At 61.6% G+C, this 16,695-nt stretch carries 18 protein-coding genes; 7 read left to right on the top strand and 11 right to left on the bottom strand.

Going from position 1 to position 16,695, the window contains the following annotated elements; all coding sequences use genetic code 11:
• Nucleotides 1-272: 272 nt before the first annotated feature.
• Together AC19YS_RS10890 and AC19YS_RS10885 are read right to left on the bottom strand one after the other, a co-directional pair.
• Nucleotides 273-965, bottom strand: a complete 693-nt coding sequence (locus tag AC19YS_RS10890) for a 16S rRNA pseudouridine(516) synthase (protein ID WP_106577032.1) — start codon at nt 963-965, stop codon at nt 273-275.
• Complete coding sequence (locus AC19YS_RS10885) at nt 965-1,177, bottom strand: cysteine-rich CWC family protein (RefSeq protein ID WP_119738934.1); 213 nt, start codon at nt 1,175-1,177, stop codon at nt 965-967. The genes AC19YS_RS10890 and AC19YS_RS10885 overlap by 1 nt, the downstream gene beginning before the upstream one ends.
• 343 nt (nt 1,178-1,520) lie before the next feature.
• Between AC19YS_RS10885 and AC19YS_RS10880 the strand changes: the two genes are divergently transcribed.
• Together AC19YS_RS10880 and AC19YS_RS10875 are read left to right on the top strand one after the other, a co-directional pair.
• Complete coding sequence (locus tag AC19YS_RS10880) at nt 1,521-1,856, top strand: hypothetical protein (RefSeq protein ID WP_169368459.1); 336 nt, start codon at nt 1,521-1,523, stop codon at nt 1,854-1,856.
• A 161-nt stretch (nt 1,857-2,017) separates the two neighbouring features.
• Nucleotides 2,018-2,446: a DUF3757 domain-containing protein gene (locus AC19YS_RS10875; RefSeq protein ID WP_119740768.1), complete on the top strand. Its 429-nt coding sequence runs from the start codon at nt 2,018-2,020 to the stop codon at nt 2,444-2,446.
• A 7-nt stretch (nt 2,447-2,453) separates the two neighbouring features.
• Here the strand turns inward: AC19YS_RS10875 and dspII are convergent, their stop codons facing one another.
• On the bottom strand, nt 2,454-3,566 hold the full coding sequence (gene dspII / locus AC19YS_RS10870; protein ID WP_500601682.1) for an enoyl-CoA hydratase/isomerase DspII: 1,113 nt from the start codon (nt 3,564-3,566) through the stop codon (nt 2,454-2,456).
• Between the two features lie 136 nt (nt 3,567-3,702).
• Here dspII and ung point away from each other — a divergent pair, with 136 nt between their 5' ends.
• Complete coding sequence (ung, locus tag AC19YS_RS10865; protein WP_106577028.1) at nt 3,703-4,395, top strand: uracil-DNA glycosylase; 693 nt, start codon at nt 3,703-3,705, stop codon at nt 4,393-4,395.
• A gap of 126 nt (nt 4,396-4,521) precedes the next feature.
• Here the strand turns inward: ung and AC19YS_RS10860 are convergent, their stop codons facing one another.
• From AC19YS_RS10860 to AC19YS_RS10840, 5 genes are read right to left on the bottom strand one after another with little or no spacing between them, the layout of a single operon-like run.
• Nucleotides 4,522-5,559 (bottom strand): AbrB family transcriptional regulator, encoded by a 1,038-nt coding sequence (locus AC19YS_RS10860; protein WP_119738941.1) that lies wholly within the window; start codon nt 5,557-5,559, stop codon nt 4,522-4,524.
• Nucleotides 5,552-7,066 carry a tripartite tricarboxylate transporter permease gene (locus AC19YS_RS10855; protein WP_106577026.1) on the bottom strand — a complete coding sequence of 505 codons (1,515 nt, stop codon included), beginning with the start codon at nt 7,064-7,066 and terminating at the stop codon, nt 5,552-5,554. Before AC19YS_RS10855 ends, AC19YS_RS10860 begins: the two co-directional genes overlap by 8 nt.
• 1 nt (nt 7,067) lies before the next feature.
• On the bottom strand, nt 7,068-7,526 hold the full coding sequence (locus AC19YS_RS10850; protein ID WP_106577025.1) for a tripartite tricarboxylate transporter TctB family protein: 459 nt from the start codon (nt 7,524-7,526) through the stop codon (nt 7,068-7,070).
• 60 nt (nt 7,527-7,586) lie between these two features.
• Nucleotides 7,587-8,570, bottom strand: a complete 984-nt coding sequence (locus tag AC19YS_RS10845; protein WP_500601681.1) for a Bug family tripartite tricarboxylate transporter substrate binding protein — start codon at nt 8,568-8,570, stop codon at nt 7,587-7,589.
• Between the two features lie 33 nt (nt 8,571-8,603).
• The gene (locus AC19YS_RS10840; RefSeq protein WP_124416678.1) at nt 8,604-9,896 is read right to left on the bottom strand and encodes an OprD family porin; all 1,293 of its coding nucleotides are present in this window, start codon (nt 9,894-9,896) and stop codon (nt 8,604-8,606) included.
• A 235-nt stretch (nt 9,897-10,131) separates the two neighbouring features.
• Here AC19YS_RS10840 and AC19YS_RS10835 point away from each other — a divergent pair, with 235 nt between their 5' ends.
• Together AC19YS_RS10835 and AC19YS_RS10830 are read left to right on the top strand one after the other, a co-directional pair.
• On the top strand, nt 10,132-10,803 hold the full coding sequence (locus AC19YS_RS10835; RefSeq protein WP_083359659.1) for a response regulator: 672 nt from the start codon (nt 10,132-10,134) through the stop codon (nt 10,801-10,803).
• Nucleotides 10,796-12,181 (top strand): sensor histidine kinase, encoded by a 1,386-nt coding sequence (locus AC19YS_RS10830; protein ID WP_106577022.1) that lies wholly within the window; start codon nt 10,796-10,798, stop codon nt 12,179-12,181. Before AC19YS_RS10835 ends, AC19YS_RS10830 begins: the two co-directional genes overlap by 8 nt.
• Here the strand turns inward: AC19YS_RS10830 and AC19YS_RS10825 are convergent, their stop codons facing one another.
• Both AC19YS_RS10825 and ygfZ read right to left on the bottom strand, forming a co-directional pair.
• The gene (locus AC19YS_RS10825) at nt 12,182-13,003 is read right to left on the bottom strand and encodes an HDOD domain-containing protein (protein WP_500601679.1); all 822 of its coding nucleotides are present in this window, start codon (nt 13,001-13,003) and stop codon (nt 12,182-12,184) included.
• A 37-nt stretch (nt 13,004-13,040) separates the two neighbouring features.
• Nucleotides 13,041-13,982 (bottom strand): CAF17-like 4Fe-4S cluster assembly/insertion protein YgfZ, encoded by a 942-nt coding sequence (ygfZ, locus tag AC19YS_RS10820; RefSeq protein WP_500601677.1) that lies wholly within the window; start codon nt 13,980-13,982, stop codon nt 13,041-13,043.
• Nucleotides 13,983-14,122: 140 nt separating this feature from the next.
• Here ygfZ and AC19YS_RS10815 point away from each other — a divergent pair, with 140 nt between their 5' ends.
• The gene (locus AC19YS_RS10815; RefSeq protein WP_014717362.1) at nt 14,123-14,377 is read left to right on the top strand and encodes an FAD assembly factor SdhE; all 255 of its coding nucleotides are present in this window, start codon (nt 14,123-14,125) and stop codon (nt 14,375-14,377) included.
• Entirely contained in the window at nt 14,361-14,807 is a 447-nt protein-coding gene (locus AC19YS_RS10810; protein ID WP_119738952.1) for a protein YgfX, read from the top strand. Before AC19YS_RS10815 ends, AC19YS_RS10810 begins: the two co-directional genes overlap by 17 nt.
• Here AC19YS_RS10810 and nadB read toward each other — a convergent pair.
• Nucleotides 14,776-16,392, bottom strand: a complete 1,617-nt coding sequence (gene nadB, locus AC19YS_RS10805) for an L-aspartate oxidase (protein WP_500601675.1) — start codon at nt 16,390-16,392, stop codon at nt 14,776-14,778. The genes AC19YS_RS10810 and nadB overlap by 32 nt on opposite strands.
• Nucleotides 16,393-16,695 lie beyond the last annotated feature (303 nt).

The raw sequence follows: 16,695 nt of genomic DNA, 5'->3' as shown, positions 1-16,695 counted from the left end.
CAGATCACTCTGCACGAGCTTTATGACAGGTAGGCATACGCCTGGAAGAGGAGCGCCCATGTCGGTCCGATGACGGCTGGCCGACGGCTGTTGTCAGGGCGGGCTGTTTGCCTGAGAGGCCCGTAGATCACGCGCGGGCGGGGCAAGGTGTTTCTTGGAGGTTATAAGGCGACTCGCCAGTCATGATTTGGCTGACGGTTTGATTCAAGCAGCACAGACGCCAGGTCGCAAGGCGACCAGCTGGTTTATTGCCAGCACCGGCCGAACGGTCATCAGACCGCGAGGATTTCGTTTTCAGTCAGTGCCCGATATTCGCCCGGCGCCAGCGAGTCATCCAGCGCCAATGGCCCCATCCGCTCACGGTGCAGGCCGATGACCTTGTTATCAAAGTGCCCGAACATGCGCTTGACCTGGTGATAGCGGCCTTCAATGATGCTCAGCCGCGCAGTCGTCGGCCCCAGCAGGGCCAGCTCGGCGGGCTGCGTGGTGAGGTCTTCAAACGCGAAATACACACCGGCTGCGAAGGTGATCGCGTACGCCGGCGTGATGGCCTGTTCGGTTTCCACGCGATAAACCTTGGGCAGCTTGGTCTGCGGTTGCGTCAGGCGCCGTGACCATTGGCCGTCGTTGGTGATCAGCATCAGCCCGGTGGTATTGAAATCCAGACGACCGGCGATATGCAGCTCGCCTTTGTCCGGTTCATTGAGCAAGTCGAGGACCGTCCTGTGCTGCGGGTCTGAGGTAGCGCTCACACAGCCTTGAGGTTTGTGCAGCATGAAGTAGCGCGCCGGTTTGCCGGCTTGCAGCACGTCATTGTCGACACACACGCGGCTGAACTCACGCACCTCATGGTGCGGATCGCTGACCGCCACGCCATCGACGGTCACCCGTCGCTCTACCAGCAGCACGCGCACTTGCTGACGATTGAAACGCGGCAGGTTGCTGAGGAAACGATCAACGCGCATTACTCAATCGCCGCCTCACGCAATTGCGCATCCACTTGGGCACAGCGCGGGCACAGGCAGGCGGTGTTGCGCAGTTCATCGGGCAAGGCTTGAAGCACCGCCGGATCGAGGGTGACGCTGTAGCACCAGCAGGCCTGGTCGGCGGTGCGCGGGTCAGCCAGCGCGCAGTCGTTACGGGCACCACAGGCGGGGCAGAGGGTTGGCGTGGTCATGTGGGTTCGTGCTGTATCGCGCAGTTTTCAGCACGATACAGCGCCGTCCCGCTATTGCAAGCTGCGCAGGTTACCGCGCCAGCCGCTGAAGTAGCTGATGTTGACGGTATCGGCAAGGCCTTCAGGCTCACCGATGAGGCGGGTTTTCCACTGGCCGTCAGCGAGTTGCACCTTTCTACGCACGGGTGATGAGGTGCTCAGCTCGTCCGAAACAGGTGTTACAACCTGTGTCTGAAACGCACCAGATTCGGATTTCGATGTCAGATATTTCGTCATTCAATGAAAGACGAATGCCGCTCTCCAGCGTCGCTGGAGGTGCTCTCAAGCGGTCCAGGAGGCCGCCATGTATCGACGACTGCTGCTCACTGCGTTACTCGGGTTGACCCTTTCTGCGTGTGTGCCCTATTACGATGGAGGTGCTACTTACTATCGCTCCGAGGTCTACACCGCGCCGGCACCGGCCTATTACTACGGCGGCCCCGCTTACTATCAATATGGGCGCAGCTACTATGCGCCGCCGCCACGTTACTATTCGGCGCCGCGCTACTACCAACCGGCCCCGCGTTATTACCCACGGCCCGCTTACCGGCCTTATCCAGGCCAGGGCTGGAACAATCGTTGGGGCAATGGCGGGTCGGGCCATGGCGGTGGACGCGGCGGCGGTGGCGGCCATCGTTGACAGGTCATGACCTCAAGCGGCGCCCCAGGCGCCGCTTTTTTATGCAGACCGTTCGTCGGCACTGTCATTTCTAACAGCTACCGCAAGCGTTTGATCTGCATTCCACTGCTGGGGACGCCGTTGTGCGTCTCTGAGGAGGCAGTGGGTCTATGGAATGCTCTTTGATCAAACGTGTGTGCTTGTTCTTATTGTGGGTGGGTGGCGTCGCGCAAGCGAATGCGGAACAGGGCTGTCCCTACCCGTCATCGGTCAAGTACGTGAGCGGCTATTTTCAAGCGTCGGATAAACAGTCTCATTGGCGAAGCCCGAAGGTCGACGCCCATGACTTCGCGGATCGGTTTATCGGTGCGCTCTTCACCCCCGGCAAGGGCCAGGATCGCGAGAACGGCTACCTGGACCGCTGCGTTTATCTGATGGGCAGCGGGCGAAGCCTGGCGTTGCGGTATGACATGCCAGGGGCCCTCAGCACGATGTCGCTGACCAAGTCCCTGCACTGGGAACTCGCCACCGATCCACTCAAGCAAGACGTCTACATTTGCCAGGACAGCCAGCCGGACAATTGTGCATTTACGGTCGGGCGCCTGAATTGATTGCCTGTCAGTAGTCGGACAAGTCTGCCAGAGGGTGCCTGCCTTCCCACACCTTGGTGAAGTGCGCCTGCACCACAGCCTCCGGCACCGTGTCGATATCGGGCCAATGCCAGTGGGGTTGCTGGTCCTTGTCGATCAAGCGTGCGCGTACGCCTTCGGCAAATTCCGGGTGACGGCAGCAATTGAGGCTCATGGTGTATTCCATCTGGAAGACCTCAGCCAATGACAAGTGCCGGGCGCGCTCGACCTGTTCCCACACCAGATGCGCCGTCAGCGGGCAACCTTCGGCCAGCGTCTTGCCGGCACGGCTGAACAGTGGGTCGGCGTGGTCGCGCAACAGGTTCAAGGCGCGCCAGGCACAGCGCACATCGCCCACATCCAACCATTCATCAATCTGTGCGCGACGGGGCAGCCATTGCGCTTCCGGTTGCTGGCTGACGGCTTCCTGGGCCAGTGCCTTGAGCAGGCTGTTGAGCTGCATTGCGGTCTGTTCCTGCCAGTTCAGTTGCAGCAGGCCTTCGATCAGTTCGTCTTGCTGGTCATCGCGCAGGAAACGGTCGGCCAGGCCCAGGTCCACTGCGTCGCGGCCGTTCATATGCGCGCCGGTGAGGCCCAGGAATAATCCCCGCTTGCCGGGCAAGCGTGACAGGAACCAGCTTGCGCCCACATCCGGGTACAGGCCGATGCTGATTTCGGGCATCGCCAAACGGCTGCTGGGGGTGACGATGCGTATTGCTGCGCTCTGCAGCAGGCCCATGCCTCCGCCCAGCACATAGCCGTGGCCCCAGCAGATCAGCGGTTTCGGGTAGGTGTGCAGGCGATAGTCGAGGCGGTATTCGGCCGCAAAAAAATCGGCGGCCAGTGCTGGCACAACGCCGGGCCGTTCACGGCAGGCCTGGGCCAGGCTGCGCACTTCACCGCCCGCGCAAAAGGCCTTTGGCCCGTTGCCGCGCAGCAGTACGCAGACAATATTCGGGTCTTTGGCCCACGCATCCAGACGTTCGGTCAGGGCCAGGATCATCGGCAAGGAAAGCGCGTTGAGCGATTTTTCAGCGTCCAGGCTGGCGATGCCAAGGCGGGCACCGTCGCTGCCGGTCAGCTCTTCGAAGTGCAGGTTCATCGTGACCTCAATCGAGAAAGTGAAGGATCAGTATGATCGGTTCAACGGAAAGTGCCGGTGGTGTGTCAGATCAATTGACAAGCGGGGCCTGCTTTCCTAGGGTTCGCCCATTCTTTTTCTACGCGACGAACACACCATGACCGAAGGCGACCGTATCAAACTCGAACCCAGCTGGAAACACGCCCTGCGGGATGAGTTCGAGCAGCCCTACATGGCCCAACTGCGCGAGTTCCTGCGCCAGGAACACGCCGCTGGCAAAGAGATTTACCCGCCAGGCCCGCTGATTTTCAATGCGCTCAACTCAACGCCTTTGGACAAGGTCAAAGTGGTGATTCTGGGCCAGGACCCGTACCACGGGCCCGGTCAGGCCCACGGGTTGTGCTTCTCGGTGCAGCCGGGCGTGCCGACGCCGCCCTCGCTGGTCAATATTTACAAAGAACTCAAGCGCGACTTGAACATCGATATTCCCAACCACGGCTGCCTGCAAAGCTGGGCGGATCAGGGCGTGCTGATGCTCAACACCACCATGACCGTTGAGCGCGCCAATGCCAACGCCCATGCGGGCAAGGGCTGGCAGTTCTTCACGGATCGGATTATCGAGGTGGTCAGTGAGCATCAGCCGCACCTGGTGTTCCTGCTGTGGGGCGCCCATGCGCAAAGCAAGCAGAAGCTGGTGGACGCGACCAAGCACCTGGTACTGACGTCGGTGCACCCGTCACCGTTGTCGGCGTATCGCGGGTTCCTGGGCTGCGGGCATTTCAGCCGTACCAATAAATTTCTTGAGCAGAATGGCGAGACGCCGATTGAGTGGCGGTTGCCGCCACTCTAAAGGTTAACCGCAACCCAATGTGGGAGCTGGCTTGCCTGCGATGACGACCTGTCAGCCGATATATTTATTGACTGAACCACCGCTACCGCAGGCAAGCCAGCTCCCACATTGGAATTTTGTGAAGGCTTAGATTTTTTCCGGCTGACGGTTCCAGTGCCGGAACAACGGCTCCGCCAGAAACAGCACAAACAACAAGCGCATCACCTGCATCGCCGTGACCAACGGCACCGACAGTTGCAGGGTTTCGGCCGTCAGGCTCATTTCAGCAATACCGCCCGGCATCATGCCCAGCGTGAGTGAGCGTAAGTCCAGATGTGTCAATGCACTCAAGCCCACCGCCGCCAACGTCGCCAGCGCCATGGTCAACGCCGTGCCTAGCAGCGTACGCGCCATGAACGACGGTGCACGGCGAAAGAACTGACGGTTGAAGTGGCAGCCCAAACCGCTGCCGATCAGCCATTGGCCGATCTGGCTGCCGCCATCGGGCAGGCCGATGTGCAAATCCCACACAACACTGGCGGTCGCACTGACCAACAGCGGGCCGAACAGCCACGGGTTGGGCTGACGCAAACGCTGCCAGCCCCAGGCCACCAGCGCCCCAAGCGGAAACAGCAGCGCCAGCCACGCCCAGTTCACCGGCGCCGGATGAAACTGCGGCGCGCCGCCTTCCAGCACGTACTTGAAGATCGCCGGCACACACAACACCACCACCAGCACACGCAGACTTTGGCCCGCCGCGACGCGGCTGAGCACCGCGCCATTGCGTGCGCCGAGGTTGACCATCTCTCCGGAACCGCCCGGCATGCTGGAGAAGAACGCGGTGGCGCGGTCTTCACCGCTACGGCGCATCAACCACACGCCGACAATGCTCGACAGGCTGGTGATCAGCGCGCCGAAGAAGATCAGGCCGAAGTGGCTCATGACTTGCTCGATCACCACCGGGGTGAAGTGCAGCCCGATGCCGATGCCCACCACCCATTGGCCGCATTTGCGCCCGCCGGGAATCTCCGCCAGTTGCCATGGCGTGAGGCAGCGCACCAGGATAATGGCCAGCAACGAGCCGACCATATAAGGCAAAGGCCAGCCGACGAGGCTGGCCAGGTAACCGCCGGCCAGGCCGACCAGCGGTGTTGCCCACCATTGCTTAAAGGTGACCTCAGACATCGGCCAGGGCACGACGCTGCAGGGCACGTTTGCGATAGATGCGCACCAGCGGGAAAGCCAGCATCAGCGCGGTCAGCACCCAAACCCCGAAGGTGATCGGGCTGGACCAGAGGATGTCCAGCGCGCCGTTGGAAATCGACAGCGCGCGGCGCAGGTTCTGCTCCATCAGGCCGCCGAGGATGAAGCCCAGCAGCACGGGCGACAGCGGGAAGTCCAGCTTGCGCAGGATGTAGCCGAAGATGCCGATGCCGACCATCAGGAACAGGTCGAAGGTGGTGGCGTGAACCGCGTACACACCGATAGCGGTGATGATGGCGATCACCGGCACCAGCGCCCAATTCGGCACGGCGAGGATGCGCGTGAAGATGCGGATCATCGGGATGTTGAGGATCACCAGCATGATGTTGGCGATAAACAGCGACGCGATCAGGCCCCAGACGATGTCCGGTTGCTGTTGGAACAGCAGCGGGCCAGGGGTGATGTTGTACAGCGACAATGCGCCAATCATCACAGCGGTGGTGCCTGAACCGGGTACGCCGAGGGTCAGCATCGGCACCAGCGCGCCGCAGGCGGAGGCGCCGATTGCGGTTTCCGGAGCGGCGAGGCCGCGCATGTCGCCCTGGCCGAATTTACCGCTGGCGCCGGCCAAGCGTTTTTCGGTCATGTAGGCAACGGCCGAGGCGAGCGTCGCGCCGGCACCCGGCAAGACGCCCATGATGAAACCCAGCAGGCCACAACGGATGTTAACCACGAAGACTGCAGACGCTTCCTTCAGGTTGAACATCATTCGCCCGGTGGCTTTTACCGCTTCCTGGCCGCGGTGGGTTTTTTCCAGCAGCAACAGGATCTCGCTGATGGAGAACAAACCCAGGACCAATACGACAAACTGGATGCCGTCGGTGAGGTGGATGTTGTCGCCGGTAAACCGGTACACGCCGCTGTTGGCGTCGATGCCGACGGCTGAAAGGAACAGGCCGATCAGCGCCGCCACAAAGGTCTTCAGCGGTTTGTCTCCGGCCATGCCGCCGAGGCAGACAATCGCGAACACCATCAGTACGAAATATTCCGCCGGGCCGAAGGCAATCGCCCATTTGGCCAGCAGCGGCGCAAACAGCACCATGCCGCAGGTGGCAATGAACGCGCCGATGAACGAACTCCATGCCGACAACGACAGTGCCACACCGGCCAGGCCTTTGCGGGCCATCGGGTAACCGTCGAGGGTGGTCATTACGGTGGACGCTTCGCCGGGAATGTTCAGCAGGATCGAGCTGATGCGGCCGCCGTATTCGCAGCCCAGGTAGACGGCAGCGAGCAGGATCAAGGCTGATTCCGGCGGCAGACCCAGGGCGAACGCGATGGGGATCAGCAGGGCCACGCCGTTGATCGGGCCCAGGCCCGGCAGCAGGCCGACCACGGTGCCGATCAAGGTGCCGCACAGGGCGGTCACCAGGTTGTAAGGGGTCAGTGCAACGCCGAAGCCCTGGCCCAAATAGCTGAACGTATCCATATCAGTTCTCCAGAACTTCAAGCAGGCCGAGGGGCAGCGGTACATCCATGGCTTTGTCGAACAGCAGGTAAAGACCAATGGCCATCAGCGTGACGATTACCACGCTCGGCACCCAGCGGCCGCCATACAGGCGCGCCATCGGAATGCCGATCAGCATGCTGCTGAGGATGAAGCCCAGAGTCTCGAACGTGCCGGCGAACACGATCAGCAGCGCCACGCAGATGCCGATCTTGATCAGCGTGTCGCGGTCCAGGGCCGGTTCTTCTTCGGTGTGCTTGGTGGGCTGTGGGCGAAATAGCATGTAGATCAGGCCCAGGCTCATCAGCCCGAGCATCAGCAGCGGGTAGGCGCGAGGCCCGACCGGCTCGTAGGAAAACGCCGCCTGATACGGCCACGCCATCAGCGCGAGGCCGGCGCAGACCAGCAGCATCACTGAGGCGAAAATGCGTTGTAAGAGCATGTGAAACTCCTGGGCCGCGCCGCCCGTCGAGGAGGGCGCGGCCGTGCGAAAGCGAGGCGATTACTGGATCAGGCCGAACTCTTTGGCCAGCACTTTGTAGTCAGCCACCTGTTTCTTCACGTAGGTGTCCAGCTCCGGGCCGGTCATGGCGAACGGGAACAGCTCGCGCTGGTCACGCAGCTTGGCGAACTCTTCGGAGGCCAGCAGTTTGTCGAACGCTTCTTTCCACCACGCGTAATCGGCATCGCTGACTTTTGGCCCGAGGTAGAACCCGCGTACCACCGGCCAGACGATGTCGTAGCCTTGCTCTTTGGCGGTCGGAATGTTCTTCATTTCCGGCTCGTCCAGGCGCTTTTCGGCAAACACGGCGAGCAGGCGCATGTCGCCGCTGAGGATGTGTGGCATGGAGTCGGAGATGTCGGTGCTGCCCACCTGGATATGACCGCCGAGCAGTGCGATGGCGATTTCACCGCCGCCTTCGAGTGCCACATAACGCAGGTCGCGCGGGTTTATCCCGGCAGCCTTGGCGATCAGTGCGGTTTGCATCCAGTCCTGGCTGCCGACGGTGCCGCCAGAACCGATGACGACGCTGCCCGGATCTTTCTTCAGGGCTTTGACCAAATCGTCGAGCGTCTTGTAGGGCGAATCTGCTTTCACCGCGATGGCCCCGTAGCTGGTGCCGACGGCCGCCAACCAACGCACGGCGCTTTCATCAAAGCGGCCGAACTTGCCCTGGGCCAGGTTCAGCAGCGAACCGCTGGACCACGCTACCAGCGTGCCAGCGTCCGCCGGGCGTTGGGCGACCACCGCGTTATAGGCCACCGCGCCCACGCCGCCTGGCATGTAGGTGACGCGCATCGGCTTGCTCAGCAACTTTTCGTTGACCAGCGCGCTTTGCGCCAGTTTGCAGGTCAGGTCAAAGCCACCGCCGGGCGAGGCCGGGGCGATGCACTCTGGGCGCTTGGGTTCGTCGGCGGCCAGCAGTTGGCCGGCGAACAGCATGCAGCCGGCGGCGAGGGCCAATTTACGCAGTGAATAGGTCATGGTTATCTCCGTCTTTGTTGTTATGAGTTGCGACTACCAAAGCGCAATGCTGTAGCTCACCAGCACACGCACTTCGTCGGCATCACGTGCCGAATAGTTGGAGCGGTAGGTGGCGTTACGCAGGCGCAGGGCGACATCCTTGAGCGTGCCGCTTTGCACCACGTAGCGGATCTCGCTGTTGCGCTCCCACTCCTTGCCGGTCTCACCGTTGCGAAGCCTGATGTTGTCACCCGACAAATAACGGCTCATGAAACTCAGGCCGGGAATGCCCAACTTGGCGAAGTCATAGTCGTAGCGCGCCTGCCAGGAGCGCTCCTGTGCGCCGGCAAAGTCGTTGATCTGCACGAAGTTGACCAGGTACGGATCGCTGCCATCCACGTAGGGAAAGGCGCTGTCGCCGGACATGTGCTGGTAGCCGGCGCTGAGCTTATGGCCATTGAGGGCATAGCTGAACAGGCCGTTGAGGGATTTGTTGTCGATGTTGCCGCCACGGGCGCTGCCGGTGTCATCGCTGATGGCCAGGCGCAGGTCGGCGCCGAAAGTGCCGGGGCCTACTGGGCGTGAGGCCACCAGGCCAAGGAAGTGCTGGCGGTAGACGTCGTCGAGCTGGGCGAAGTGGTAGCTGCCGGTGATCTTGTCGGCGAACTTGTAGTCCGCACCGCCGAAATTGAAGTGCTTGCCGGTGGCGCCGCTGACGAAGCGGCTGTTTTTGTTGTTGAGGGCGATGTCTTCGTAGTGGGTGTCGTCGCGGTCTTTGGCTTTGTCGAGGCGGCCGCCGGTGAACACCAGGTTTTTGAATTCTTTGGAGGTCAGCAGGCCGCCGTTGAAAGTCTGCGGCAGGATGCGCCCGTCGTTGGGTTTGAGGATCGGCAGTTCGGGGATCAGCGCGCCGATTTTCAGTTCGGTGGCGGAGATCTTCACTTTGCCGGTCAGGCCCAGCTTGGAGTATTCGTTGGCGGCGCGGCCATCGTCGTGAGTTGGCAACAGGCCGGTGCCGGTGCGGTCGGGGCTGGAGTCGAGCTTGACCCCAAGCATGCCCAACGCATCCACGCCGAACCCGACGGTGCCATCGGTGTAGCCCGATTGCAGGTTGAGCATGAACCCCTGGGCCCATTCGTCACGCTTGGATTGCTGGGCACTGGTACCGTCGCGAAAGTCGCGGTTGAAGTACATATTGCGGGTTTCGAGGGTGGCGCTGCTGTCTTCAAAGAAGGCGGCCTGGCTCAGTGGCGAAAAGCCGGCAAGGGCGGCGGCACTGGCAAGGGCGGTCTGGGCAAGGCGAGAAAAACGAACAGGCGGGCAAGCCTGTGGCTGTGTCGACAGCATCGTTGTGTACTCCGTTATTGTTCTTATTTTGGCGAAAACGCTTCGAGGCGTTTTTCTGGCACTACGGATCAGGTAGCTCGGCGGGCATAACCCACCGTGGCTGGATGCTAAAGGGCGAAGCTTTCACTAACCTTTCAGTTGCCTTTCAATGTTTTCGGGCTTCACAGGGCAGGCGGCGCCTGTAAACTGCCCCGCAAAGCGTGGCGTCGACCATGCCCGAATGAGGTGAAAATCCATGCGTGTCCTCCTGGTTGAAGACCATTTGCAACTCGCTGAAAGTGTCGCCCAGGCGCTCAAGAGCACGGGTTTGACTGTCGACGTGTTGCACGATGGCGTGGCCGCTGACCTGGCTTTGAACAGTGAGGAATATGCGGTGGTGATCCTCGACGTGGGGCTGCCGCGCATGGACGGTTTTGAAGTGTTGGCGCGCCTGCGCGCGCGTGGGAAAAATCTGCCTGTATTGATGCTCACGGCGCGCAGTGATGTGAAAGACCGCGTGCATGGCCTGAACCTGGGCGCCGATGACTACCTTGCCAAGCCGTTTGAATTGACCGAGCTGGAAGCGCGGGTCAAAGCGCTGTTGCGCCGCAGCGTCTTGGGGGGCGAGCGTCAGCAGGCGTGCGGCGTGCTGGTCTATGACCTGGATACCCGGCGTTTCACCGTGGGTGGCGAGCTGCTGACGTTGACTTCCCGCGAGCAGGCGGTGCTTGAAGCGCTGATTGCACGCCCTGGTCGCGTGATGAGCAAGGAGCAATTGGCGTCGCAGGTGTTCGGCCTGGATGAAGAGGCCAGCCCCGACGCCATCGAAATCTACGTGCACCGCCTGCGCAAGAAGCTCGACGGCCAGCCTATTGCCATCGTGACTTTCCGCGGCCTTGGCTACCTGCTGGAAGCCCGCGATGCATAAGCCCAGCAGCCTGCGCTGGCGCCTGCTGTGGAACCTGGCGCTGTTGCTGGTGGTGTTGATGCTCGCCAGCGGCATGAGCGCCTACTGGAATGGGCGCGAAGCCGCCGACACCGCTTATGACCGCACCTTGCTGGCGTCAGCGCGCACCATCGCCGCCGGATTGACCCAGGTGGATGGCACCCTGAGCGCGAACGTGCCGTATGTGGCGCTGGACACCTTTGCCTACGACAGTGCCGGGCGTATTTACTATCAGGTCAATGACATTGATCGCAAGCTGATCTCCGGTTACGAAAACCTCCCCGGCCCGCCGCCGGGCACGCCGCGCACGGACGACTACCCAGCGCTGGCGCGGTTTTACAACGCCACCTACCAGGGCCAGCATGTACGCGTGGTGAGTTTGCTCAAGGCTGTCTCCGAACCGAACATGAATGGCATGGCCGAAATACGCGTTGCAGAAACCGATGAAGCGCGCGAAAGCATGGCCCGTAGCCTGCTGGCCGACACCTTGCTGCGCCTTGGGATGTTGGCCGTTGGCGCATTGCTGCTGGTGTGGTTTGCCGTCAGCGCGGCGCTGCGTCCGCTGGAGCGCTTGCGCACTGCCGTGGAGGAGCGTCAACCCGACGACTTGCGGCCATTGCCGTTGGTGGAAGTGCAGCATGAGTTCGGTCCCCTGGTGCGCTCCCTCAACCACTTTACCGAGCGCCTGCGCGGCCAGTTCGAGCGCCAGGCGCAGTTTATCGCCGACGCCGCCCATGAATTGCGCACCCCGCTGGCGGCACTGAAGGCGCGTTTGGAACTCGGCCTGCGCAGCGACGCCCCGGCGACGTGGCACAGCACCCTGGAAACCGCTGCCCAAGGCACCGACCGTCTCACCCATTTGGCCAACCAACTGCTGTCGCTGGCACGCATTGAAAACGGCGCGCGGGCGATTGCCGAAGGCGGGGCGCAATTGCTCGACCTCAGCCAGCTGGCGCGGGAATTGGGCATGGCCATGGCGCCGCTGGCGCATGCGCGCGGCGTTGCGCTGGCGTTGGAGGCGGATGAGCCGGTGTGGCTAAGGGGTGAGCCGACCTTGTTGAACGAGTTGCTGAGCAATCTGGTCGATAACGCCCTGGCCCACACACCGCCTGGAGGCAATGTGATTTTGCGGGTCACGGCGCCCGCGATCCTGGAGGTGGAGGATGATGGCCCGGGTATCCCGCTGGATGAGCGGGACCGGGTATTCGAGCGTTTCTACCGCCGCAGTCAACAGGGCATGGGCTCAGGTTTGGGGCTGGCGATTGTTGGTGAGATCTGCCGCGCACACTTGGCGCAGATCAGCCTGCATGACGGCGAGTTGGCGGGGTTGAAGGTGCGCGTGAGCTTTATCGCGGGCTGATCAGTAAAACATCGAGCGCGCTTCATCCAGTTCGGCACGCAGGGCATTGCTGTACGGGTCGACCCGTAACTTCTGGATCGCCGGCAGGCTGGCAACCGATACATTCGCCAGCGGATGATCAGTGCCCCGGTGGCAATACAGCACGGCGACTTGCACCAGGTCGATGTAGTCCAGGCTCGCGGAGTCGCGTTCCAGGTCCAGGTATTGCCCTGGCAGCTTCGCGAGCATCTCCGAGAAATCCCAGCCGCCCAGCAGTTTGTCCCCCAGCAGCGGGTGAATGCTCTCTATCACATGGTTGAGGCTGACGGGGTCGGAGAGCAGTTCGTAATGGTCTTCGGCATAGGTGAGGATCGGCAGCACGCCAATCTGATGCACCAGACCGCCGAGCGCTGCCTGGTCAGGTTTCAGCTGGCTGTGGCTGCGGCACAAGGCGTAGCTCACGCCCGCCACTTCCAGGCTGCGGCGCCACACTTCGCGCATTTTCAATTCGACGACTTCGGAGCGGGCGTGGAAAATTTGTTCCATCACCAGGCCGATGGCCAGGTTGCTGCTGTAGTTGGTGCCCAGCCGGGTGATTGCGGTATGCAGGTCGGTGACTTCCTGGGTCGCGCGCAGCAGCGGGCTGTTGACCACTTTGATCAGGCGTGCCGACAGGGCGGTGTCGCGACCGATCACTTTGCTCAAGTGGCTGATGCTGATTTCCGGGTCTTCGGCGGCCTGTCGTATGTTCAGGGCCACTTCCGGTAATGTCGGCAGAACCAGGTCATCGTTGTCGATGGCCGTCACTAAAGCCTGTTGGACTTTTTCCGCCAGCTTGTTCATTCATGCTCTCTAGGGTGTTGCAAAAAAAGTACGGCGATTAACGCTGGATCTCTCGATCGCGATCCAGTGAGTACGGCAGGTCAAGCAGGTGTAAGCCGGGGCCTTCCAGAGCGCCCAAGTGCACATCGCCACTGTCGGCAGCTTCGGCTTGCAGCACGGCCAGAAGTTCAACGCATTGGTCAGCTTTTGCTGCAATCACCACCTCACCGATAGCACTGTTGTGGCTGGGCGCGAACAGCGGGGTGCCCGGCTCGGGCAATTCGGTTGCATCCAGGCTCAGGCGATACAGGCGACGCTTGAGTTTGCCCAGGTATTGCATGCGCGCGACGATTTCCTGGCCGGTGTAGCAGCCTTTCTTGAAGCTGACGCCGCCGACGGCCTGCAGGTTAAGCATCTGCGGGATAAACAGTTCGCGGGTCTGGGGCATGACTTGGCCGATGCCAGCGCGGATCTGGCCCAGCAGCCATTGATTCAAGTCAGCAGGTTGCAGCTGTGTGGCCAGCTGAGCGCGTACAGCTTCGGCGTGTTCGACGTGCACCCAGAGTTCGCTGCGGCCAGGGGAGACGCGAATGGCGATCAATGTGTCGCTGCGCGCGACGCTGTCGGTTTCGGCAGGCAGCTCAAGGCCAAGGGAGGCGAGGGCCTGATCCGCATTCGACAGGCCGAAACGCACCCAGGCGGCGCTTTCGTCGGTGAGTTTGGATTTGGAGAACACCGCGTATTTTTTCAAATCTGCCAGTTGCGGTTCGAGCAGTTCGCTGGCCATGGCCAAGAGCACGCCGTCGCCCTGCAGCAGGATGCGAAAGCTCGACTGCATGCGGCCTTTTTGCGTGCAGCGAGCGCCGAGGCTCGCCTGGGTGTCACTCAGGTAATTGAGGTTGCAGGTCAGTTGCCCTTGCAGGAACTTGGCAGCGTCGGCGCCGCGGACGGCGAGAACGCCTTCGTGTGACAAGGGGCAGAAAAAAGCAGAGTCAGCCATGGGTCATCGCAGGTCAAAAAGTCATGGGTGCATCATAGAGGGGCGCCCGGCAAATGGATAGTTTCCGTATGGTGCGACCAAAGCCGACTGGTCCGGTGCCGTCGGGCCTGTATACTTGCGCTCTATTTGAGGAGCGCTCCATGGTCGAAGATGTAGAAATCAATCGCCTCTACTGGCACAGCCGTCGCGGCATGCTGGAGTTGGATGTGTTGCTGGTGCCTTTCACCAAAGAGGTATACGCGACGCTCAATCAGGTGGACCGCGACCTCTACGTCAGGCTGCTGACTTGCGAAGATCAGGACATGTTCGGCTGGTTCATGGAGCGCGCCGAATCTGAAGATCCGGAGCTGCAGCGCATGGTTCGGATGATTCTGGATCGTGTCCAGCCCAAGTAATCGCTTCGAATGCCGCTGGCAGGCCTCACGGCTATTGCTGGCGGCCTACTTGCTTGCCCAACTGTTCGCGTTGGGCGCCTTGCTGCTTGGGGATCTACCGTTCTACGGCCTCGGCATTCTGTTGTGTCTGGCTCACGCCGTGTGGGTTTTACCGCGTCATATCCTGTTAAACCACCGTTCGTCGATTCGTGGCCTGCGCCGCGATGAAGACGGCTGGCAATTATTGTGTGACGAGCGCGGTTGGCACCCTGTGCAACTGCGTCCCGACAGCCTGGCATTACCGCTGATCGTGGTGCTGCGCTACCGGGTGCAGGGGGAATGGCGGGTGCGTTCGATCTGTGTGCCGAGGGACGCGCAGGCTGCCGATGTGCATCGGCGCCTGCGGGTTCGCTTGAAGTTCAGCCGCCGTAGGTGGCTGGCACCAGAATAGTGTCACGGGCCTCGGGCAGCATCTGCGGGTAGTCGAGGGTGTAGTGCAGGCCGCGACTTTCCTTGCGCTCCATGGCAGAGCGAATCATCAATTCCGCCACTTGGGCCAAGTTGCGCAATTCGATCAGGTCCCGGCTGACTTTATAGTTGCTGTAGAACTCGTCAATTTCGTCCAGCAGCAACCGCACGCGGTGTTGAGCGCGTTGCAGGCGCTTGTTGGTGCGCACGATCCCCACGTAGTCCCACATGAAGCGGCGCAGCTCGTCCCAGTTGTGGGCGATGATGACGTCTTCGTCCGAATCGGTGACCTGGCTGGCGTCCCAGCGGGGCAGGGCGGCGGGCACCGGGATGCGGGGCAGTTGTTCGAGGATGTCGGCGGCGGCGGAACGGGCATAGACGAAGCATTCGAGCAGCGAATTGCTGGCCATGCGGTTGGCGCCGTGCAGGCCGGTGAAGCTGGTTTCGCCGATCGCATACAGGCCAGGCACGTCGGTGCGACCGTGTTGGTCGACCATGACCCCGCCGCAGGTGTAGTGCGCGGCCGGCACTACCGGGATCGGGCCTTTGGTGATGTCGATGTTGAACGCCAGGCAGCGCTCGTAGACGGTGGGGAAATGGTTCTTGATGAAGGCTTCGGGCTTGTGGCTGATGTCCAGATAGACGCAGTCGATGCCCAGGCGCTTCATTTCGTGGTCGATGGCGCGCGCGACGATATCCCGTGGCGCGAGCTCAGCGCGAGGGTCGAAGCGTTGCATGAAGCGCTCGCCATTTGGCAGTTTCAGGTGCGCGCCTTCACCGCGCAGGGCTTCGGTGATCAGGAAACTCTTGGCCTGCGGGTGATACAGGCAGGTGGGGTGGAACTGGTTGAATTCCAGATTCGCGACGCGGCAGCCCGAACGCCACGCCATGGCAATGCCATCGCCGCAGGCACCGTCGGGGTTGCTGGTGTAGAGATAAACCTTGGCCGCGCCGCCCGAGGCGAGAATGGTGAAGCGCGCGCCGTAGGTGTCGACTTCGCCGCTGGCGCGGTTGAGCACGTAGGCGCCGAGGCAGCGTTCGCCTGCCAGGCCCAGGCGTTTTTCGGTGATCAGGTCGACGGCTACCCGTTGTTCCAACAGCTCGATATTGGGGCGTTGGCGGGCCTGGTCGAGGAGGGTTTTGAAAATGGCGGCGCCGGTGGCGTCGGCCGCATGGATGATGCGGCGATGGCTGTGACCGCCTTCACGGGTTAGGTGGAATTCAAATCCGCCGTCGTCGCTGCCGGCATGCTCGTCGCGGGTGAACGGCACACCCTGGTCGATCAGCCATTGGATAGCTTCGCGGCTGTGCTCGACGGTGAAGCGTACGGCGTCTTCGTTGCACAGGCCGCCGCCGGCGTTAAGGGTGTCTTCGACATGGGATTGCACGGTGTCAGTGTCGTCCAGCACTGCCGCGACGCCGCCCTGGGCCCAGAATGTCGAGCCGTTGGCCAGATCGCCTTTGCTCAGGACCGCAATGCGCAAGTGGCTGGGGAGCGTCAGCGCCAGGCTCAAGCCGGCCGCGCCACTACCGATCACCAGGACATCGTGTTGAAACTGTTGGCTCATTAGCAGGATTCCGCAAAAAGCGATCCAAAGGGGCGGCGCGAACAGGACGCCTGGATCGGCGAATCAAAGGGTCACACGGGCCACTAGTATATAGAGGGGGGGAGCGGCACAATAGCCGGGCATTTGTGGCAATGTGAGATTACGGTGCGCAGCTTGGGCAAGATCGGCTGGTTATTGAGGCGGGAACTTTTTGCATAAGCCCTGACTCAATAGCAGGTTGCCCGAAAGCTGGGAAAACGTTGAGTTTATTGGCCCGTCGGGAGCATTGGACGCGTCAGAAAACCGGCGACAAGATTATTCGCG

This window comes from Pseudomonas sp. MF08831, assembly GCF_059862645.1.
The sequence above is the reverse complement of the archived record's forward strand: the minus strand, read 5'-3'. Positions and strand labels throughout refer to the sequence as shown.